14 protein-coding genes are annotated in these 19,353 nt (G+C 65.2%); 6 read left to right on the top strand and 8 right to left on the bottom strand.

The genetic code is table 11. From position 1 onward, the window contains the following. Window positions 1–45: 45 nt before the first annotated feature. The 4 genes from E1H16_RS10820 to eccD all read right to left on the bottom strand — a co-directional run bounded on the left by E1H16_RS10820 (window position 46) and on the right by eccD (window position 3,706). Window positions 46–345 carry a WXG100 family type VII secretion target gene (locus tag E1H16_RS10820; protein ID WP_134323886.1) on the bottom strand — a complete coding sequence of 100 codons (300 nt, stop codon included), beginning with the start codon at window positions 343–345 and terminating at the stop codon, window positions 46–48. Window positions 346–392: 47 nt separating this feature from the next. Further along, complete coding sequence (locus E1H16_RS10815; RefSeq protein WP_134323885.1) at window positions 393–722, bottom strand: WXG100 family type VII secretion target; 330 nt, start codon at window positions 720–722, stop codon at window positions 393–395. Window positions 723–883: 161 nt separating this feature from the next. After that, window positions 884–2,305: a type VII secretion protein EccB gene (eccB, locus tag E1H16_RS10810; RefSeq protein WP_134323884.1), complete on the bottom strand. Its 1,422-nt coding sequence runs from the start codon at window positions 2,303–2,305 to the stop codon at window positions 884–886. 3 nt (window positions 2,306–2,308) lie between these two features. Then, the gene (gene eccD / locus E1H16_RS10805) at window positions 2,309–3,706 is read right to left on the bottom strand and encodes a type VII secretion integral membrane protein EccD (protein WP_166741718.1); all 1,398 of its coding nucleotides are present in this window, start codon (window positions 3,704–3,706) and stop codon (window positions 2,309–2,311) included. 98 nt (window positions 3,707–3,804) lie between these two features. Between eccD and eccCa the strand changes: the two genes are divergently transcribed. The 5 genes from eccCa (at window position 3,805) to E1H16_RS10780 (ending at window position 13,000) form a co-directional block, all read left to right on the top strand. Continuing rightward, the gene (gene eccCa, locus E1H16_RS10800; protein WP_134323882.1) at window positions 3,805–7,779 is read left to right on the top strand and encodes a type VII secretion protein EccCa; all 3,975 of its coding nucleotides are present in this window, start codon (window positions 3,805–3,807) and stop codon (window positions 7,777–7,779) included. 182 nt (window positions 7,780–7,961) lie between these two features. Then, the gene (locus E1H16_RS10795) at window positions 7,962–8,699 is read left to right on the top strand and encodes a hypothetical protein (protein ID WP_134323881.1); all 738 of its coding nucleotides are present in this window, start codon (window positions 7,962–7,964) and stop codon (window positions 8,697–8,699) included. 13 nt (window positions 8,700–8,712) lie between these two features. Further along, window positions 8,713–10,701: a hypothetical protein gene (locus E1H16_RS10790; protein ID WP_134323880.1), complete on the top strand. Its 1,989-nt coding sequence runs from the start codon at window positions 8,713–8,715 to the stop codon at window positions 10,699–10,701. Between the two features lie 62 nt (window positions 10,702–10,763). Then, window positions 10,764–12,266: a type VII secretion protein EccE gene (gene eccE / locus E1H16_RS10785; RefSeq protein WP_134323879.1), complete on the top strand. Its 1,503-nt coding sequence runs from the start codon at window positions 10,764–10,766 to the stop codon at window positions 12,264–12,266. After that, complete coding sequence (locus E1H16_RS10780) at window positions 12,263–13,000, top strand: hypothetical protein (protein WP_134323878.1); 738 nt, start codon at window positions 12,263–12,265, stop codon at window positions 12,998–13,000. The genes eccE and E1H16_RS10780 overlap by 4 nt, the downstream gene beginning before the upstream one ends. Here the strand turns inward: E1H16_RS10780 and E1H16_RS10775 are convergent. The 3 genes from E1H16_RS10775 to E1H16_RS10765 are packed head-to-tail and all read right to left on the bottom strand — an operon-like array spanning window position 12,963 to window position 15,672. Next, window positions 12,963–13,385 carry a hypothetical protein gene (locus E1H16_RS10775; RefSeq protein ID WP_134323877.1) on the bottom strand — a complete coding sequence of 141 codons (423 nt, stop codon included), beginning with the start codon at window positions 13,383–13,385 and terminating at the stop codon, window positions 12,963–12,965. The genes E1H16_RS10780 and E1H16_RS10775 overlap by 38 nt on opposite strands. Continuing rightward, window positions 13,382–14,320, bottom strand: a complete 939-nt coding sequence (locus tag E1H16_RS10770; RefSeq protein WP_166741717.1) for an SseB family protein — start codon at window positions 14,318–14,320, stop codon at window positions 13,382–13,384. The genes E1H16_RS10775 and E1H16_RS10770 overlap by 4 nt, the downstream gene beginning before the upstream one ends. Continuing rightward, window positions 14,317–15,672, bottom strand: a complete 1,356-nt coding sequence (locus E1H16_RS10765) for a MinD/ParA family ATP-binding protein (RefSeq protein ID WP_134323875.1) — start codon at window positions 15,670–15,672, stop codon at window positions 14,317–14,319. Before E1H16_RS10765 ends, E1H16_RS10770 begins: the two co-directional genes overlap by 4 nt. 169 nt (window positions 15,673–15,841) lie before the next feature. Between E1H16_RS10765 and E1H16_RS10760 the strand changes: the two genes are divergently transcribed. Next, window positions 15,842–17,539 (top strand): right-handed parallel beta-helix repeat-containing protein, encoded by a 1,698-nt coding sequence (locus E1H16_RS10760; RefSeq protein WP_134323874.1) that lies wholly within the window; start codon window positions 15,842–15,844, stop codon window positions 17,537–17,539. Between the two features lie 97 nt (window positions 17,540–17,636). On the opposite strand, the gene E1H16_RS18780 is transcribed toward E1H16_RS10760, so the two are convergent. Beyond that, window positions 17,637–18,899: a M23 family metallopeptidase gene (locus E1H16_RS18780; RefSeq protein ID WP_134323873.1), complete on the bottom strand. Its 1,263-nt coding sequence runs from the start codon at window positions 18,897–18,899 to the stop codon at window positions 17,637–17,639. Between the last annotated feature and the right edge of the window lie 454 nt (window positions 18,900–19,353).

Below are 19,353 nucleotides of genomic sequence, written 5' to 3'. Positions count from 1 at the left end.
GGAGCGTCAGCAGTCGCTGACGCTCCCTTGTAGCGGGTGCGCGGATTAGCGGTCGAGTACGCCCTTGGCGAGGGTCTCGCCCTGCTGTGCGATCTCGGCAGCCTCGCCGAGGTTCTTCTTGAAGGACCCAAGCGCGGTATGGATCTCCTGCGCAGCCGAATCCCAGATCTGCTTGCGGCGGACGAACGCTTCCTTAGCCGACGCCGACTCCCACTTGTTCATCAGCGCGAGTCCATCGCGATTTACCTGATCGACCTCAGCCTGCATCGCCGATTCGGCGTTGCCGATCGAGCCGACTCCGTCACCCTGGATATTCCAGTCGACGGCATAAACTTCTCCAGCCATTGCTGCTTCTCCTCGAATCCTTGGAAAGTATGCTCGTGCGCGAGTCTCTAGACGTTGCCGAGGTTGGCGAACTCGGCCTCGGTCTTCTGAATTGCCTGCTGGCCCTGCTCGTCCGCCTGGTTGTACTGAACGCCCGCCTGCGACATGTCCTCACCCAGAGTGGTGAGAGCGTAGTGAAGCTTGTTCGTCGCGGCCTCGACCTGCGCCTTAGCGGAGATGAAGCTCGTGCCGCCCGCACCCTTCCAGGTCGACTGCAGCGGCTCAAGGCCGTTCATCAGTGCGGCAAGCATGTTCTTGATGCGCTCACCCGCGTCGGAAGCCTGCTTCGCGTACTCCGCCGGGTCGGAATGACCAATACTGGTACCGGTTGTCGACATCCTCTTCTGGCTCCTCGGTTGGTTGTATTCGAGCGGTCCTGCGATCCTGATCAACACAGCCGCCCCGCTGGGACGAGCACCAGGCTAATTGCGTTCCGCCCCGGCGCGGAACCGATTTCGGAAAGGTTCACCTGGTGGTCACCCAGTGCTGGCCAGGGCAGTTAGCCGCTAACCCGCGCAGACACTGGGTCCAGCGCGGGTCCCTCGGGGATCCGGGCCACGAGCGTTGCGGGCATCGTCACTGGGGTGACTTGATCGAGACCTAACGCGGCGGCGGCCTGTTCTCCGGGCACCGCGAATCGCACGCCCTCATCCGTCACCAGGTACAGCGCGCCGTCGGTCGCGGTCGGAGATTGCGCAGAACGCACATATACCGCGTGCCCGCCGCGTACCAGCACCTGATCGGCCAGCACGGTGCCATTGCTCGTGCGCTGCGGGGTCGCGAGCGCGTACTGGTCGTCTTCGGTTGACGGGTCGACGGCGACGTCGAGTTCGGCGGAATTGCTGCCAAGCGATGCGCATACCGTGGAACTGGCGCTGGAAACCTGCGCGGGCGTGGGGATATCGCGGGGAGCATCATCAAATGACGGCGGCGGCAGATCCTCACGTGGCGCCGCAGTCACCACGGCGTTGTCGACCTCGATCGCGGTGGGGCTCTTTCCGTCGTACGCCGCCGACGTCCCGGGCGCGGACAACGTCACGTTCGCTTCAACCTCGCTGATGTTGCGCAGGTCATTCTTGCGGACCAGGTAGAACTGCTTGGTCGTGTCATCGACGAGGACTTGCCCGACCTTGTACTGCTTCACCGCTGATGAGGATTGGCCCGCGGAGGACGTCGTGAGCGGTTTGATTTCCTGTCCCTCAGGCAAGCTGTCCAGCAGAGCACGACCGACCTCGATCTGCGGTGCGTCACGTAATCCGAGCGCGGTGATCGCAGGGTCTGGGTCCGGGAGTAGGAAGCGGTGCCCATGCCACACCAGGTACACCGCGTCGGAGTTCATATCTGCCAGCAGGAGGCTGCCGTCGCCGATCGGATTGCCGCCCGGGTCCGATTGACCGACCAGCAGCGTCGTGCGCGGGGTCAAGTCTCCGGTCTCCGTTTTCGTCAACCCGCTGCACATCACCCACGGATCGGCGAGGAAGCTATCCGGTTGCGGGATCGAATCCGGCGCACCGGCGATGCCCAGGCGTGGACCTCGGGGAGCGTCAGCCAGTGAGGCTTGCGATACCGATACCGGGGTGGGATTGCCCACCAGCAGCGCAGCCGACGCATAGTTGAGCACCGGGTGCAACGCGAACTCGCGTGTCTCCGGATCCTCGAGCCATGCGTAGGTCGCGCCGGTCTCCTCCTCGATAATGACCGCGCCCGCGTCCTTCCACGTCGTGTTACCGCCGCCTTTGATGACGCCGATGACGCCGGTGACCGCTAGGGCGAGGACGGCGACCATGACACTGCCGAACATGGCGCCGCCCATCCGGCGCAGCGGAGTCTGAGCGGGGTCGGTCTCGCGCAGCACGAGCCCGGAGACGACCCGGCGAAGACTGAACTGGTACGACTGGAACAGGTCGCGTTTGGTTGCCACGCGTCAGCCCCACAGCCCTCGAACGTACGAGAACAGTCCGACCACCAGGCACATGATCGGCACGATCGCCAGCGACGCAAGTATGTCGAGGATGTCCGCGATTCGAGCGACGTACGGCGTAGGTTGCCGCGTGCGGAAGTAGCGGCCCACGGCGATCAGCAGCAGCGCTAGCACCGCTAGCGTTGGTACCGCAATCGTCGCACGCTGTTCGGCGTCCAACTCTGCGATGAGTGAAAAGGCCAGGAGGGCAAGCGATCCTGCACCGCTGACTAATAATGGAACGCGGTGACGCGCGGTCGGGAACAACCGCGCTCGCAGCAGAACCGTGACCGCCACGAGGGCGACGAAGATGACCGCCGAGGTGCGGCCGGAACCCAAAAGCAGCAGGCTGCTAACCAGAGAGACCGCAGCTGATCCCATCAGCAACCCAGTCAAGATCTCGTCCGAGCGGCGAACGGTGCCGTGCACTCGCTCGAGGGGGATCTGCGGTTCGTCAGCAAGTAATTCATCCGTGCTCGTCGGCAGTGCCGGCACGGGCAGTTTGCCCAATCGGATCGACAGGATCGGAAACGCGGCGGTGAAGATGGTCACCGTCGTGATGGCGATCGCGGCGGCATCCGCCGCGTCGATGTGATCCGCGAGCGCCAGCGAACAGGCCAGTAAGCCGACGAGCCCGATCCACGCGGTTGCGACGAAGTACTGGATTTGCTGCGCGACCAGCAGGATCGAAAGTATCGAAGCCACGACTAAACACCCGCTGGCCAGGATGTACTGCCACGCATCGAAATCAGCGAACGCTTGGTCGCCACCAAGGACGACTAACCCACCGGCCGCGGCATACAGCGTGCCCATGCTCGCGCACGTCACCGCCGACGCGGTATCGCCTGGCTGCGTGCGTGAAAGGCCATACGCAGCGAAGAGCAGCACCAGGGCGACAGCCAACGCAATCAGGCCGGGGCTTTGCCACGAAGGTCCGGACTGCATCAGCCAGAACAGGCCCATGAGCAGGCTCAGCGTGCCAAGTAGAAGCCCGGTCAGATGGGTGTGAGATCCAGACCATGGGCTCGTCGACTTACGAGTGCCGGTCGCTATCGCGTCCACAACGTCGTCGTAGTCGACTTCCGGCCACTCGGTGAACCGACCGACCATGTGAAGGACTTCACCGTCGCGTACTTGCTGGTCCTCCAGCGTGCGGTCGTGATCGATCGGCGTCCCATCGGCGCGGTGCAGAACCCAACCGCCGTCGCGCTGAGCGTCGTCTGCCGCGGATTCGCCTGCGGCGGTGATCAACGACAGCATCAACTCCGCGACCGGCACGGACTGCGGGAGCGCGATGTCGATTCTGCGTTGCGGTGCAGCTACCGTAATTCGGGCTAGGTCATCTGAAACTGCGCGCGTCACGGGTGACTCCATGAGATGAGGGGTCCTGGCTGGCGTGGCTACCATAATGGCACCCCTCTCGGACCGTGGAGTTTTCCGCCCGTCTAAGGAGTTACCGCTTGGGAACGTTGATTGTTCGCCGTCAGCCGCGACGGGAGGCTCCGGAGCTCCCGACCGGTGAGGTGGTGATCGACCCGCCCCCAGAGATTCCGCGCGACAGCGGGAAGAACTGGTCGCAGATGCTGATGATGCTGCCGATGCTCGCCGGCGCCGGCGCGATGGCCCTGATGTTCAGTAGCCGCGGTGGTTCCGGTCCGATGGGATACGTGTTAGGTGCATTGTTCGGGCTGTCCGCGCTCGGCATGATCGGTGTGGGCCTGATGCAGAACACCGGCGGTGGCAGTAAGCGCGAGCGCACCGCGCAGCGGCGCGACTACATGCGTCACCTTGCCTCGCATCGCAGCAATGTTAAGAAAACGATTACCCAGCAGGCGAAGGCGATGTTCTATCGCCACCCGGAACCCGATCAACTCCTCGTCACAGCGGCGAGCTATCGGCTATGGGAACGTCGCCGCGAGGACGCCGACTTCGGCGCCGTACGGCTCGGGCTGGGGCCGCAACAACTCGCGACGCCGCTGATCACGCCGCAGACCAAACCACTGGACGAGCTCGAGCCGGTATGCGCCGCGGCCCTACGAAAGTTCGTCAACACCTACGCGAACGTGCCAGGGCTGCCGATAGCGATGGCGCTCAACGGGTTCAGTCGCGTCTACATCACCGGAGAGGATGATCACGCCCGTGCGATGGTGCGCGCGCTGCTGGCGCAAACCGCCGTACATCATTCGCCGGACGACGTGATGATCGCGATGTGTGTGGGGCACGAGGAGCGAGCGAATTGGGAATGGGCGAAGTGGTTGCCCCACGGATTCCACCCCGAGCGTGAGGACGCCGCTGGCAACCTACGCCTCGTTGCGCCGAACATGCCCTCGATCGAAGCGATGCTGGATGACATCCTGAGCGTGCGGCCCCGGTTCAATCCGGCCGGACCGCAGACGCAGATCGCCGGCCCGCATCTGCTGGTCGTCATCGATGGCGGCGATGTGGCCGGCTCGAGTCACTTAATGGCCGATTCTGGCCTCGAAGGTGTGACCGTGATCGATCTCTCCACTCCGCCGCCGCGGATGCTGGAGAGTTCCATGCTCGTGCTGAACGTCGACGAGAATCGCACGGTTCGCAGCCGTACCGACGATGTGGAGTCTGAGTTAGGTATCGCAGATCGGTTGAGCCTCGCCGATGTCGAGGCGCTCGCACGTTACCTAGCGCCCCGCCGGATGTCGATCGGGTCGGTCGGGGACAAGGCGATGAGCTCGGCGATGGGCCTGGGCGAGCTGCTTGATCTCGGCGACCCTTATAACTACGACGTCACTCGCGGCTGGAAGCCGCGCGCCAACCGTGATCAGTTGCGGGTGCCGATCGGCATCGGGCCGGACGGTCGACCGGTCGATCTGGATATTAAGGAATCGGCGCAAGATGGAATGGGCCCGCACGGGCTGCTGATCGGGGCGACCGGTTCGGGAAAGTCCGAACTGCTGCGAACCTTGGTGCTCGCCCTAGCGATCACGCACAGTTCGGAGAATCTGAACTTCGTGCTGGTGGACTTCAAGGGCGGTGCCACGTTCACCAAGCTGGACCGGTTACCGCACACCTCAGCGGTCATCACGAACCTGTCGGACGAACTGCCGCTGGTCGACCGAATGGTCGATGCGATCAACGGTGAACTGTTACGCCGTCAGGAACTGCTGCGTACCGCCGGCAAGTTCTCCAGCCTGCGCGATTATGAGAAGGCCAGGCTCGCCGGCGCACCGCTAGATCCGATGCCCAGCCTGCTGATCGTGTGTGACGAGTTCTCCGAGTTGCTCTCGGCCAAGCCGGACTTCATCGACATGTTCGTGCAGATCGGCCGCGTCGGGCGCTCGCTGGGCGTGCACTTGCTGCTCGCGTCCCAGCGGCTGGAGGAAGGACGTCTTCGAGGCCTGGACACGCATCTGTCCTACCGAGTATCACTACGCACAAACTCGGCGTCCGAGTCACGAGTCGTCATCGGAGCGCCCGATGCGTTCGAGCTTCCGCGCGCTCCCGGCCACGGCTATATCAAGTTCGGCACCGACCCGCTCGATCGCTTTCGCGCCGCGTACGTATCGGGTATGTACAAGCGAAAGAAGGCTGGCCAGGCTGCGGGCGGAACGCCGAGTGAGGTCGCGATTCTCGCGTACGACACGCTTTACCATGCGCCCAAGGTGGAGGCCGAACCGACGACGGACGTCGAGGAGAAGCCCGACGATCCGGACGAAGGCGTCGGTGAGAGCTTGCTCGATATCGTCGTCGACCGGATCGAGGGCCGTGGCCCGGAAGCGCACCGCGTGTGGTTGCCGCCGTTGGCCGAGCCCCCCACCTTGGATCAGCTGCTGCCGGGACTCTCCGTAGATCCGCAGTACGGGTTGACGGTCTCGGGATCCGACGTACGTGGCACGCTCCGGGCGAACGTCGGAGTGATCGACAAACCCTTCGAACAACGTCGTGAGACCTTGCAGATCGACCTCACCGGAGCCGGCGGGCACGTGATGGTCGTGGGTGCGCCACAGTCCGGGAAATCCAACTTCCTGCGCTCGATCGTGTGTGGGCTCGCGCTGACGCATACCCCAGCGGAGGTCCAGTTCTACGGTTTCGATTTCGGTGGCGGCGGACTGGGCGCGTTGCGCGAACTACCGCACGTCGGTTCAGTTGCCTCACGGCGCGATACGAACACGGTGCGGCGCACCATGGCCGAATTGAAGCAATTGCTGGAGATGCGTGAGGCACTGTTCGCGCAGCACGGCGTGGAGAACATGGCCGCATACCGACGGGCCAAGGCGCGCGGGGAGTTCGCCCAGGACCCGTACGGCGATGTGTTCCTGGTCATCGACGGATGGCAGACCGTGCGCAACGATTTTGAACCGATCGAACCCATCTTGAACGAGATCGGCACCCGGGGCTTGTCGTACGGGATCCACTTGGTCGGTTCGGCGTCGCGTTGGATGGACCTGCGATTGGCGCTGCGCGACATGTTCGGCACCAAGTTCGAGTTGCGCCTGGGTGACCCCGGAGATTCAGTTTTGGGGCGTCGCGTCGCCATGAACGTGCCCGATGACAAACCAGGGCGCGGTCTCACCGACGACCTGCTGCACATGCTCACGGCTATACCGAGAATCGATGGCGTGCAGGAGGTGGACTCGCTACCGGACGGTGTTGCCGATCTGATCGCGCGCGTGAAGGAAGCCTGGCCGCACCCCGGGGCGCCCGCGGTTCGGCTGCTGCCGCCTGAAATCGGGTATGAGGCAGTGCCAAGCGATCCAGCCCGCGGTGTGTCGATCGGCTTGTCCGAGACCGACCTCGGGCCGGTGTACGTCGACGTCGCCAACGAACCGCTACTTGTGGTCTACGGCGATAGCGAGTCGGGTAAGTCGAACCTGCTGCGGGTGATGGCGCATCGGGTGATGGAGCAGTACTCGCCGGATGAGGCAAAAATCATCATCATCGACCCGCGCCGGTCGCTACTTGGCGAAGTCCCGGAAGACTACCTACTCGCGTACGGGACGACGCCAGATCACGCCGGCAAGATGTGCGAACAACTGTCGCGTTCGCTGACCAGACGGTTGCCCGGTAGTGACGTCACCCCGGAGCAATTGCGCAACCGAACGTGGTGGAGCGGCCCTGAGCTCTTCTTCTTCATCGACGACTACGACCTCGCGAGCACCGGATCACCGCCGCCGCTGCAACCACTGGTGGACTTCATGCCGCAAGCGCGTGACATCGGGCTGCACCTGAGTGTCACCCGTCGATCCGGCGGCGCCGGACGGGCGCAGTACGAACAAATGCTGCAACGGATGAAGGAGCTGGCCGCGCCCGGAATCGTGATGTCCGGCACGCGCGACGAGGGTGCGCTGGTGGGCACGGTGCGTCCCGAGGCGCTGCCGGCGGGTCGCGGTTATTACGTGACTCGACGTGAGGGAACCCGCCTCATTCAGATCGCCTGGAAGCCTCCCGCAGACCTGTAGTTCGCGTGCCGCGAGCGGCGATGTCGGATCCGCATAAGGCGGACGGGAAACGTCCGGTGAACTTCTTCGCAAGCACGTCGCCGCCACCCAGGATGCTCTGTATGTTGGGGAACGGCTCGGCGGGCGGCCACGTCCCACACGCGGTTGCCGACGAATTCAGATGATGTGACGAAGGAGCAATTGTGGGCGATTTCGACCTGCCCGGTATCAAGGTGGAGTCCCAAGCGTTGATGAACTTCGCTAAGGGCGCCGCCGAGGACTACCAAACGCATGGCACGACGATCACCGACAACTTCTCGAAGTTGGGCATGAAGGTCGGACTCAGTGGTCTGCCGTCCGCCGCGTTGCTGGCGACCTGGAACAACAACGTGATGCTCGCGACGTCGAACTTCCTGACGGACGTGAACTACGGACTTCAGGCCGTCACGACCGGCGCGGTTTCTGTCGCAGCGATCTACCAGGAGAGTGACACCGACGCCGAGGCGCAGATGAACGCAGTGAACTCCGCGTTCTACCCGGTCTCCAGCGATCAAACTCTCAGCGCGCAGCGCGCCGAACAGCAGGCTCAGGCCGAACAGAACGGTGAGCAGACCGAGCAGGAGATCCAGGAAGAGGCGGCCAACACCTCGATCACGGAGTCGTACGTCCCCACCGCACCGGTGACGTCCTCGACAAACGTTTGCCGCCCAGCGGATCCGTACAGCGCTCAAGGTGCCGAGTCGCTCGTGGACCAGCACCAGGCCGAGGACCAGAACGATCAGGAGAACGGTGGGCACACCCACTACGACGAGTACGAGGCTCCGGAGGACACCCCGGAGGGTGCCAACGTGCCGGGCGCGCCGGAAGCAGAACAGCCCGACGAGGTGATTCTTGCGCCAGGGGCAGAGCCAACCGGGTCAGATCCGACGGTCGTAGCGTAAGGGGCGCTCAACAATGACCGATAACTTCGGCGCGCCCGATCCCGGCGCCGGTGCGTATGAGCCCGGGGTTCCAAGCCAGAGCTACTACCCGTCCTACGATGATGCGCCCGAGCCGATCCCGGCCAATCAAGACCTGCAGTACGGCGACATCAACATGCACTACGTGGCGATCACGAAAGAAGAGCCGGACACGATCTGGGACGCGGGCTGGGCCTGGGGCCAGATCGGCACAGCGCTAACCTCGGGTGCCGACGCCATCCGGCAGCAGGGCATCACGCTGTCCTCGAAATGGGAGGGCGCGGCAAAGGAAGCCTTCTTGATGAAGGTGGGCATGCTCACCGCAGTGCTGGATAACTGGGCTGAGAAGGCGAACTCCAACAAGTCTGCACTGTGTTACAACCTGTACGGCGAAGTCGTTCGCAAACGCAACGCAATGGTCACCTTGTGGCAGGAGTACAAGGAGAAGTCTGACACGCTGCGTTCGGAAGAGAACGCGAACGACAGCATAGGGGAACTCGGCACCGACATTGTCGAAGCCTTCGGCGGCAAGGACCGCCTGGCGGAGAACCTGGAGCACTACTCGAGGCGCTCGCGGGAGGAAATTCTCACGCCGATGTCGACGGCGTACGACACTGCCTTCCAATCGATGAGCACCGGTGCGGTCTACCAGGGCCCCAAGGACGCGCTCGTGAAAGAGTTCACAGCTCCGGGAGTCGGCCCCGGCCCAGGTGCGCCGGGCACTCCTGCGGTTCCGGGTGCACCGGCCCCAGCCGCGCCGACCGCGCCCGCGGGGTTGAATCAGCCGATGCCGGGAGCCGTACCTACGGCTGCGTTAATCGGTATGTACGGACGCCCGCAGTCGCCCGACGTCGGCCAGCTCCGCGACCAAATCATGGCGGGTTTCCGCCAGCCGCCGACGAATCCGCTCAACGAACAGGCCATGCGCGACGTGCAGCAGCACATGCTCGATCATCTGCCTGCACCCGAGGCGCCGGAAGGAATCTCCACCCCCGCCATCGCGCCACCGCCGGTCGCCCCGGCCTTACTGCGTCCGACGAGCTCTGCTCCGGCCAACTCCGCGCAAACCGGCCGCGGTGCGGCCCCGACGGCGCCTAATCTTTCCGCCGGCAGCGCCCGGCCGGCAGCGCCCGGGATGCCCGCAGGCCTCAATGGCCGCGGCGCGGCGCCCGCGGCGCCGGGCATGGGCAGCCCGGGGGCCGGTACCCGACCGCCGACCGCACCAGGCCTTGGCGGGCGCGGGAGCGCCAGCCCCGCTGCGCCTCCCTCGCGATCCGGCCTGGGTGCTGGCTCACCTGCACTTGGCGGGCGCTCCGGAGCGCCGACCGCACCCGGCGTGGGCGGTCGACCAGGCGCCCCGGGTGTCGGTGGACGCCCAGGCGCCCCAGGTGTCGGTGCTCGCCCCGCCGCACCCGGCCTCGGTGGACGGACCGCGGGCGGTCGACCGATTACGCCGAGCACGTCGCCCAACGTGCCAAAGACGCTGCAGGGTCGCCCGACGGCACCCGGCATCGGCGCGCGCCCCGGTGTGACCGGCAAACCCGGCGCCACCAGCAGACCAGGGGTTGGCAGTTCGGCGTCGCCACGGCTCGAGTACGGCACACCCAAGGGTGCTGGGTCGTTGGGTGGGCGCTCGACTGCGGTTCCGACGTCACGGCAGGCCAACGCTGAAGCGGCGCGTCGCGCGCTGCGCACGTCGCTGACAGGGCGCCCCAACGACGTCGCTGGGCATCCGCAGACGAGCAGAGGCGCGACACCACGGCGCCAACCAGCGGCCCAGCCGCACAAGGCGCGGTTGGCAGAGCGCAATTCGCGGTCTCGCGCGGACGAGAAGCCGGATGAACAGTTGTCGGCGGAACTGGCGTTGGTCGGCGGCACCGAGTTGTTCGAGGCGGACGGTGCCGGTGACGGCGTCATCGCGGCGCGCACGCCTAACGAGCGCGTGACGCGATCGGGCCCCGCGATCGGCGCCAAGCGAGACTGATTGCGGTCGGAGCGCAGCCGGTGTCTCGTTAGGATGGTGGCGTCCACCGCAAAGGAATTCACGTGACAGATCGTCAACAGCAGGCACCAGACGCCGTATTGCGTGCGCCGCGACCGGCGGCCGAGCCGGTCGCGGCCCCGAACGAGGCGCGCTCGGACAGTGCCGCGCAGCGACCTGCTAAAACGACGCCTGTTCCGGCTGCCGGTCGGCAGGAATCTTCGCAGCGAGAGGTCATCCAGGGACGGCGCGCCGAGGTCAACACCGCAACTGCGCCGGCGTCGGCATCGGCTGCCGCGACATCCCCGATCGCGCGTCGGCGCGAGGCCGCGCAGCGATCATCGCGTGAACTCGCCGAACAGCAGGCGATTGCGGCGGCAGCGAAGAAGGCCGCACCGCCGGCCGACCCGCAGGACGATCAACGAGTTATCGAGCCGCCGGTCGAAATCCGGCAACGCCGATTCGGCACCGTTCACGCCGGGCAAGTCATGGCGGCTGAAGGCGCGATCGTCGCTGTAGCGGCGGTTTCTCGAAGTTCTATGGTGACGCTGCTATCGGTGGCAGCGGTCTCATTGATCGCGCTCGCGATCTGCTTCGTGCGCATAGATGGACGATGGCTGTACGAATGGCTGGGCACCGCCCTGCGGTATCTCGCCCGGCGCCGCGTCACGGCCCTCGAACCGGCTTCACCGGGTTCAGCGATCGTGTCCGCGGTTGCGCACGGCGGCGCCTTGCGCAGCCTCGACGTCGACGGCCGCGGAGTTGCGGTGCTCACCGACTCGACCGGGTTCACCGCGGTGCTCGAGGTGGTTCCCAGCGATCGTGCAGATCTGAGTAGTGAACGAAGCCTGCCGTCGCTGGCTGAACTGCTGCCGCACAACGAGGCCGGCGATGTGCCGATTTCGGTTCAGCTCATCACGCACGTCGTACCGGCGCCCAATGTCGCGGCCCTCGACGACGCCGCCGCCAACTCCTATCGGGAACTGAGCGGCGGCACCATCCCCGCTCGACGCCGCACCTGGGTATGCGTGCAGGCGATGTTTTCCGCCGATGTGCCCTCGCCGGCGACGGTGGAGCAGTCGCTGCTGAATGCGGTACGACGGGTAGAACGCAGGATGCGCAAGGCCGGATTCCGGCCCCGCACACGGACGGTTCGCGAAGCTGCCGAGGATCTGGCTACGTTGATCCGGATGGATCCGACGCAACCCACGGGGACACTGCGCGAGAGCTGGCGTCAATGGCAGGCGGACACCGCGATGCACGTGACGTACGGGGTACGCGAATGGCCGGCGCTCTCCGAGCGGGAGACCGCCAGCGCATTGATCGAAGGCATCGAGTCAGTGCCCGCACTGGCCAGCACCACCTCACTGGCAGGACGCCGCGTCGGTGACTGCGTGGATGTGGAGGCGGTCATCCGATTTACCGTGCGCGAGGACTCGACACAAGAAGCCGTCGACGGAGGTCTGCAGCGCGTGCTGGGTCAGTCGGGCGCCGATCTGCGACGACTGGACGGTGCACACCGCTTCGGCGTCGGCGCGACACTACCCACCGGCGGTTTTGCAGTATGACTGACAAATTCGCGGACGTACGCCGCATGGTCGACATGAACGCGCCCACCCAGGTGCGGGGGGTGCGCACCAGCAACGAAGTGCTAGGTGGGGTGGAGTACACGGCAGGTGGCGCCGGCATGATTCTCGGCCGCGAGCACGGCGGCCAACTCGCGGTGCGCGAACTGTTCAGCAGTGAGCCGCGCGAGATCCTCGCTGTCGGCACGATCGGGCTGGCCAAGGTCCTGGCCTTTCGCGCCTTGGCGTTGGGTGCCCAGGTATGGGTGGAAACCCGCCGCGTCGCGGCCTGGGATGCGTTCATCCGAACGTCCGCGGGCGCGTCGGGCGCGATTCGAGTCGTCCGCGAGTTTCCTGATGCCCGATTCGCCAGCGAAGATCGCCCTGTGTTCGTACTGGTGGACAGCGATTCGTCGCTCGCTGAAGATGACCAGGTAGGGCTCTCGTGGACGACGGTATTAACGCTATATTCGCAACTTACGCCGTGGAACGTCGCAGACCTGACGTACGCCGACCTGGCGATCCTGCAGAAACTGACCCCCGCCGAAGCGCGGCTGGCCGCCGGGAGTATTCGGGGAAGTGACCTAGCGCAGCGGCTCGAAGCGGTCTCTCATAACGAGCTTGGGCTGCTGTCCGGGAGCAACCTGGACGTCGTCACCCTCGAGTTGACGGCAGTCGAGCGTTACATGATCGGGGACGTCAGCCGAACTCGCCGCCGTGCTGCGGCGCGGGATTGAGATCGATGAATTCCAAGCGATATTGGCGAACCTGACTCGACGGTACCCAACTGCGGTACACGCCGCGCTCTACGCGTTCTAGGCCGGCTTCGGCGGCTGCGGGCGCGTCGTTGGCCAGCGACTCTACGAGCAGTTCGGCAGGTTCGGTCCGCTCGTCGAGGATGGCGACCGGTACGTCGCCGACTTCTCCGATTGGCCGCACATAGTGGATGGTGTCGCACTCGGCCAACGGAACTTCACGCACGAACTCCTCGCCGATGGGTTCGAACCCCTCACCGTCGCGTGTGCTGTGCAGGCTGACGAGCTGTTCATCCTGACCAAGGTAAATCGCGGCGTCATACTCGGTGCCGAGATAACTGGCGACGATGCGGGCACGGGCGATCATCGCTCGTCCTGCCCATGTGCGGAGGCCTGCACCTCATCGGTGCGGGCAATGAGCCGCCAGCCCCCGGCGGCCAGGTCGAGCATCGCGATCCGGCGTTGGCCGGTTTCGCTGATCTCCCACAGTTCGGCGCCCGTCGGCAGCGGCGCGCAGTTCGCCTTGAACTCGCGGATGACCTGCGTAGGCGCCGGCCCGAACCCGAGCCCGACAAAGGGCGGCTCTTCGACGATTGAGCCGCCAACCAGGTCCCGGGCGGCGGCCGTCTGACCGCCGTACGCGTCCGCGTAGAGAGAGAGGGCCAGCGGCCGCCAGCGCAGCACGAAGGTGGCGCCGTACTCGTCGAGGTAACGCTCCCTGGGTAGGCCGAGGTCATCGATCAGAACGCCCGGATTACTGAGATGTTCGACATGCCAGTAGAACTGGCAGTATCCCGATACAGTGCGCACGCGCGCTTCGATCATGGCCTCGACGTCGGTCGGCGCGATGACCTTCTGCAGGACCAGGTCGAAACGCCCCTCGGGCGTATCGAGCAGTTCGATCGGTGGGGCGGCTAACCGTGCGAGCATGCCCGACTCGAAGTAGAACGCGACGCCGAGCCCAGGGTTGATTGCCAGCCCGAACGCCGGGTCGGGCCAGGCGGCGGCGAGATCGTCCAGGCGGACAATGACGCCGTGCGTCAGGTTGCCCGATGCCGCCATCGCCATGGCTTCGAACGACGTGTACACGACAACGAAAGTTCGTTCGTCGTCGGTATACGTCGGCCATCGGGCCGGGTCCTTCTGCTCGAAGGCCTCCTGCGTGGTGGGCATGACGAACTGCGCGGGCATCAGCAGCCCGTAACAGCGTGCGGTATCTGCCGCAGCGAACGCTTCGGTCAGCTGTTGCTCGAACTCGCTGGAGGCCTGCCAGGGCAGGTGCGCTCGGATCGGCCCGGTCATCGTCCGCCGTGCAAGGAGCACCCGAAAGCCAATGACGACAACGCGTGTCCGGCCTGCTGGGTGGCCGGTTGCAAGCTGTCGAAATCTATGTAGCCGCCCGGCGAGATGGCCGGATCCGTGGGGATGCAGACCACCGCGTGGCATATCTGCTCGAGTCCGCGCTTTGTCTCCGCGACGTCGATCACGGGCTGCTCCGGCACATTACCCATCACCACAATTGAGCGGCTGGCAAGTTCGCCGTGCCCAGTCGCCGTGAGCCAATCGAGGGCGTTGTGCGCCGCGAGTACGCCGTCCACGCTCGCCGACGTCGCGATCACCAACGCATGCGAAGCCTCGATCACCCGGCGCATCAGCGAACCGGCGATACCGGTTCCGCAGTCGGTGACTGACACCGAAAAGTAGCGATACAGCGCGCGCACGGCCGCGACATAGGTTTGCTCGCCGAACTCAGCGCTTTGCGCCGGGTTGCGCCCTGACGGCAAGATCCACACGCCGTCGTTCGTACGGGCGATCACACCGCGCAGCACATCCAGCGTGCCGGGATCGCCCATGGACGCGATGTCGTGCGCGGAGGCGATCGGTGGCGTGCCGAGCCGCAACAGGAGCGATCCGTACGTGGTGTCGGAGTCCAGCAGCAGCACGGGTTCGGCCCGCACCCGGGCGATGATGCGAGCCAACAGGATCGCCGAGGTCGTCTTGCCCACGCCTCCCTTGAGGCCGACGACGCTGATCCGACGTGGCGTTTCGATCGTGCTGGTGAGCGCGTCGCTGGTGGTGTTGGTGGGAAGCTCGGCGGGGATCGGCCGCCCGCGCCCGAACCAGCGTCGCTTCGGGGGAGTGACGTCGGTGAGGTGTGATACCCGCGGGTCGAGATGCGGGGCGATCGGGCGGAGATCGTCGGCTCGCCGATCGCCCTGTACTGCGCTACCGGGCTCGGTGAATTGCTGATTTATCGGATCTTGAGCGGCGCGCGGGGTGCCGTTCTCGTGATCGTCGAACCCGCGTCCCGCTGCGGCGTGCTTCGGTCCAGATCGTTCAGTCGGCGCCGGGGTAGTCGCGCGTGGCTCAGGTGGCCGGAGCCGACTCTGCGGAGCGTTCTCGGGCTGACGGGGTACCGGGCGCTGAAGGATGGCGTCAAAATCCGAGGGTTCTGCTGCTTCGCCCGACTGCTGCGGCGTACCGCCGGGCCGAGGTGCGGGCGGCGCGGTCGGCGGGGCGGTGGGCGGCGGTCCCGGCGTGGACGCCTCCTGCGGGTCACCGTCGTACGCCCGGCGCGGACGTGGGGGTTGAAGCGACGACGGCGGACGTTCGGAGCCCGTGGGGGCGTGCTGCCCCTCAGGCGGTTTCGTCATGCGCTTCCCATCGAGTGGTTGGTGACTGCACGCTCGATCATAGGCGTCCATGGCGTTTGGGTCAGGCGGCTTAATCTGTGGCCTACCTGACTGCATGGCATACGGCGATGCGCGCTGCAATAATCGCAGTCGATCCCCACGAGCCTCTACGAGCCGAAGAGCGGAGCCAATGGCCCAGACAATTCAGGTGGACCCCAACAGCCCCGGTTGCTATGTGAACCTTGCTGAAGCGATAGCGGAGGCGCCCACGGGCTCGACCATCCGAATCGCTGCCGGTGAGTACCCAGAGAGCATTCGCCTGGACTCCAAGGTGCTCACATTGGAGGGCGAGCCTCTCGCCGAGGGTGGCGATGAGCAGCCGTCCTTGACGACCAGGATCGTGGGCGGCGGTGGATGGGCGCCAATCGTCGAGCAGACCGGTGGCGAGTTGACCCTGCGCCACCTCGCGGTGAACGCTGCGGACGCCGACGCGGTGAAGGTCGTCGAGGGGACTCTCACGGTGGAGTCGTCGGTGTTCACCGCACGATCGGGAAACGCATTGCGGATCTCCGACGGGTCGACGTTCTCAGGTCGCGATGTGACCTTGGAGAACTCCCAGGTGGGGTTGGTGGTGGAGGACGCCGAGGGTGAGCTGATTGACGCGCTCATCCGGGAGATTGGCGACGACGGCGTCGTGGTGCGGCTCGGAGCTTCGCCCACGTTGCGCAATTGCAAGATCGCCAATGTCGGTGGCCGCGGAATCTATGTGTACGAGTCGGCCAAGCCCGTCGTCGAAGGCTGTGAAATCACCGGCAGCCGGGCCGAAGGAATCGCGATCGCACAAGGTGGCGCGCCGACGCTGAACCTGTGCAAGGTGATCGGGGCGGGGTCGTCGGGGATTCGCTTCGGTCCCGGTACCGGAGGGCAGTTGCGCAATTGCACCACCGAGCGCTGTAGCACGCCCGAGATCGATATCGCCGAGGATGCGGACGTCGAGCGGATTGATACGAACGCCAAATCGGCAGGTTTGGGCGCCGTGGAGGCACCCAAGGGTGACCCGCAGCGCGTCGAGTCCCTGCTCGCCGAACTCGACGGCATGGTGGGACTGCAAGGGGTGAAGGCCGAGGTCAGGTCGATCATCGACGAGATCCAGGTGAATGAATGGCGCCGTGCGGCGGGCTTAAGCGTCGGCGGAATGTCGAACCACCTCATCTTCGCCGGAGCGCCAGGCACCGGAAAGACGACAGTGGGGCGCATCTACGGACAGCTCCTCGCAGCCCTGGGGGCGCTACCGGGCGGACCGCTGAAGGAGGTCTCGCGTCGCGATCTGGTCGGGCAGTACGTCGGGCATACCGCGGAAAAGACCGCCGCCGTCTTCGACGAGGCCAAGGGCGGTGTCGTGTTCCTCGACGAGGCCTACACGCTCACCAGGCAGGCCGGCGGCGGCAGCAACGACTTCGGTCAAGAAGCCGTCGACATGATCGTGAAGCTGATGGAAGACATGCGTAAGGACATCGCCGTGATCGCCGCGGGATACACGCACGAGATGCGTGACTTCCTCGATGCGAACCCCGGCCTTGCGTCCCGCTTCGTCAAGACCATCGAGTTCGAGAACTACGATGCCGACGACCTCACCAAGATCATCACCGGGATGATCACCAGCAACGACTACGCGATCGCCGACGACGCGGTGGGGCTACTGCGCGACTACTTCGAACGGATCCCGCGGGATGAGAACTTCGGTAACGCGCGAGATGCGCGCAAGCTGTTCGAGAAGCTCCGCAAGGTCCAGTCGGGTCGGTTACGGCAGCTGGCGAGTCGTCCGGAACTGAGCGAGCTCATCACGATCACCTCCGCGGACGTGCAGGAAGCGACGAGTACGCCGTAGGCCTGCTCGTCGCGACTCAGCGGCGACAAAACTTTGAGGGCCGCTCTCGTAGACGAGAGCGGCCCTCAAGGCGTTATGCGGCAAATGTTGTGGGGCGCTACTCGACGGTGATACCGCGCTCGGCGAGCCATACCTGCGGGTTCTCGCGCGCGCCGTACATCCCCTTCGTCACCTCAAAGTGCAGGTGCGGGCCGGTGGAGTAGCCGCGGTTGCCGACATCGGCGATGTGCTGGCCGGCCTTGACCTTCTGCCCGTCACTGACGAAGTACTCGTTGACGTGGCCGTAGACCGTCACGTCGCCGTTCTCGTGCTGGATGTAGACCGCGAGACCGAATCCAGTCGCCGGACCGGCGCGCATGACGGTGCCGTCGCCGGCTGCGAAGATCGGCGTACCGATCGAGTTCGCCAGGTCGATGCCCTCATGGAAAGTGCCCCAGCGAGCGCAGTAGCAACTGGTGAGGGTGCCGTCGACCGGCTTCGCCCACTTGCCCTTGACCTCGCCGGTGATCTTGTCCTTCGGTGCGCTGGCAGCGCTGGGGGCCTCACTGGAGGTCTCCGGCATGCCGGCTTCAGCCTTGAGCGCGTCCATCTTGACCTGCGCCGCAGCGAGTTTGGCCTGGCTGTCGGAGGAGACCTTCTGAGCCTTCTTGGACTGCGCGGACGCCGTCGCGGCGGCCTCGTCGGCCGACTTCGACGCGGCCTGCTGCGTCGACTTTGCCGCGAGCATCGCGTTGATGTGCTTGAGTTGGTAGTCGGTCACGGTGTCGCCGAGTACAGCCTTATCGATGAACTCCTGCGGGCCATCGGAGGACAGCAGCGTCTGCTCGGTCAGGGACATCGGGCCCTGCATGTACATATCGGCGGCGACGGCGTTCGCCTGATCGGTAGCGGCCTCGGCCTCAGCCGTGGCCTCCTTGAGGGCCTTCTTGGCCTTATCCGCCTTCTCCTTGGCGAGGCTCGCCTTGCCTGCGGCCTGGTTCGCCGCATCAGCGGCGGCGAGCATTTCGGCGTTGAGCTTCTCGATCTCGAGCTGCAGTTGGGTGACCTCGGGCGAGTATTGGCCGCCGGTGCCACCGGTCGCGCCGTTAGCCTCGCCCGTGCCGGCGGTGCCGTCGGTAGTCCCGGTTCCGTCGCTGTATCCGGTTCCGTCGTTGGTTCCGGTTCCGTCGGTATATCCGGTGTTCGCGTCGCCAGTTTCGCCGTAGCCGTTGGACTGATCGTCGTATTGGTACTGGCTGTTGTATCCGTACTGATCGGACTCGGAACCAGAAGACGGGGCGGCGCTCGCGGCGAGCGGGGTGCTCAGTGCCACCGTGGTGGCGGCGAGCGCACTCACGATCGCCATCTTGCGTCGATGCACTAGGTCGGGTCCTTACGTTGATTCGGTGCCTCAGCAGCGAGACAAACGATAACGGACAGATAAAGACTGTCAACAGTCTGTACCCGGCCGCACTCCCGGAGTTCAGTTATCCACAGGGATAACCGTCAGCCGGCTTACAGCATTTTGGATCGATTCGAGGGGGCCACGACCCACTGCGTAACGATCCGGTAACACGGTAGTGCGGTCGGGCCGACAGGTCGAGCGATCGGGGCATAGGTAACACTTTGACCCCCGTTCGTACCCGTATCGTTCACCCCCTGTTGTCCTTGTTGACCTGGGGTTTCGGGGACTTTAATGATTCTTGTGCGACGTGCGGCACATTTTTGGTGATGCGGTTTGCAGTTCACGCCGACACGATGTAGACCCGTAAGATTCGACGGGTCATCCGTTCGCCGTCACCTGCGCGTGATCCTTGCGCACCGACCACCGTGGA

It is taken from the genome of Cumulibacter soli, assembly GCF_004382795.1.
Lineage (GTDB): Bacteria > Actinomycetota > Actinomycetes > Mycobacteriales > Antricoccaceae > Cumulibacter > Cumulibacter soli.
This window is presented reverse-complemented; position numbering and strand designations above follow the sequence as displayed.

Coding starts and splice junctions, on each gene's coding strand:
- E1H16_RS10760 (WP_134323874.1), top strand. CDS start 15,842: ATGGCCCAGACAATTCAGGTGGACCCCAACAGCCCCGGTTGCTATGTG.
- E1H16_RS10780 (WP_134323878.1), top strand. CDS start 12,263: ATGACTGACAAATTCGCGGACGTACGCCGCATGGTCGACATGAACGCG.
- E1H16_RS10815 (WP_134323885.1), bottom strand. CDS start 722: ATGTCGACAACCGGTACCAGTATTGGTCATTCCGACCCGGCGGAGTAC.
- E1H16_RS10820 (WP_134323886.1), bottom strand. CDS start 345: ATGGCTGGAGAAGTTTATGCCGTCGACTGGAATATCCAGGGTGACGGA.
- E1H16_RS10770 (WP_166741717.1), bottom strand. CDS start 14,320: ATGACCGGGCCGATCCGAGCGCACCTGCCCTGGCAGGCCTCCAGCGAG.
- E1H16_RS10765 (WP_134323875.1), bottom strand. CDS start 15,672: ATGACGAAACCGCCTGAGGGGCAGCACGCCCCCACGGGCTCCGAACGT.
- E1H16_RS10790 (WP_134323880.1), top strand. CDS start 8,713: ATGACCGATAACTTCGGCGCGCCCGATCCCGGCGCCGGTGCGTATGAG.
- E1H16_RS10775 (WP_134323877.1), bottom strand. CDS start 13,385: ATGATCGCCCGTGCCCGCATCGTCGCCAGTTATCTCGGCACCGAGTAT.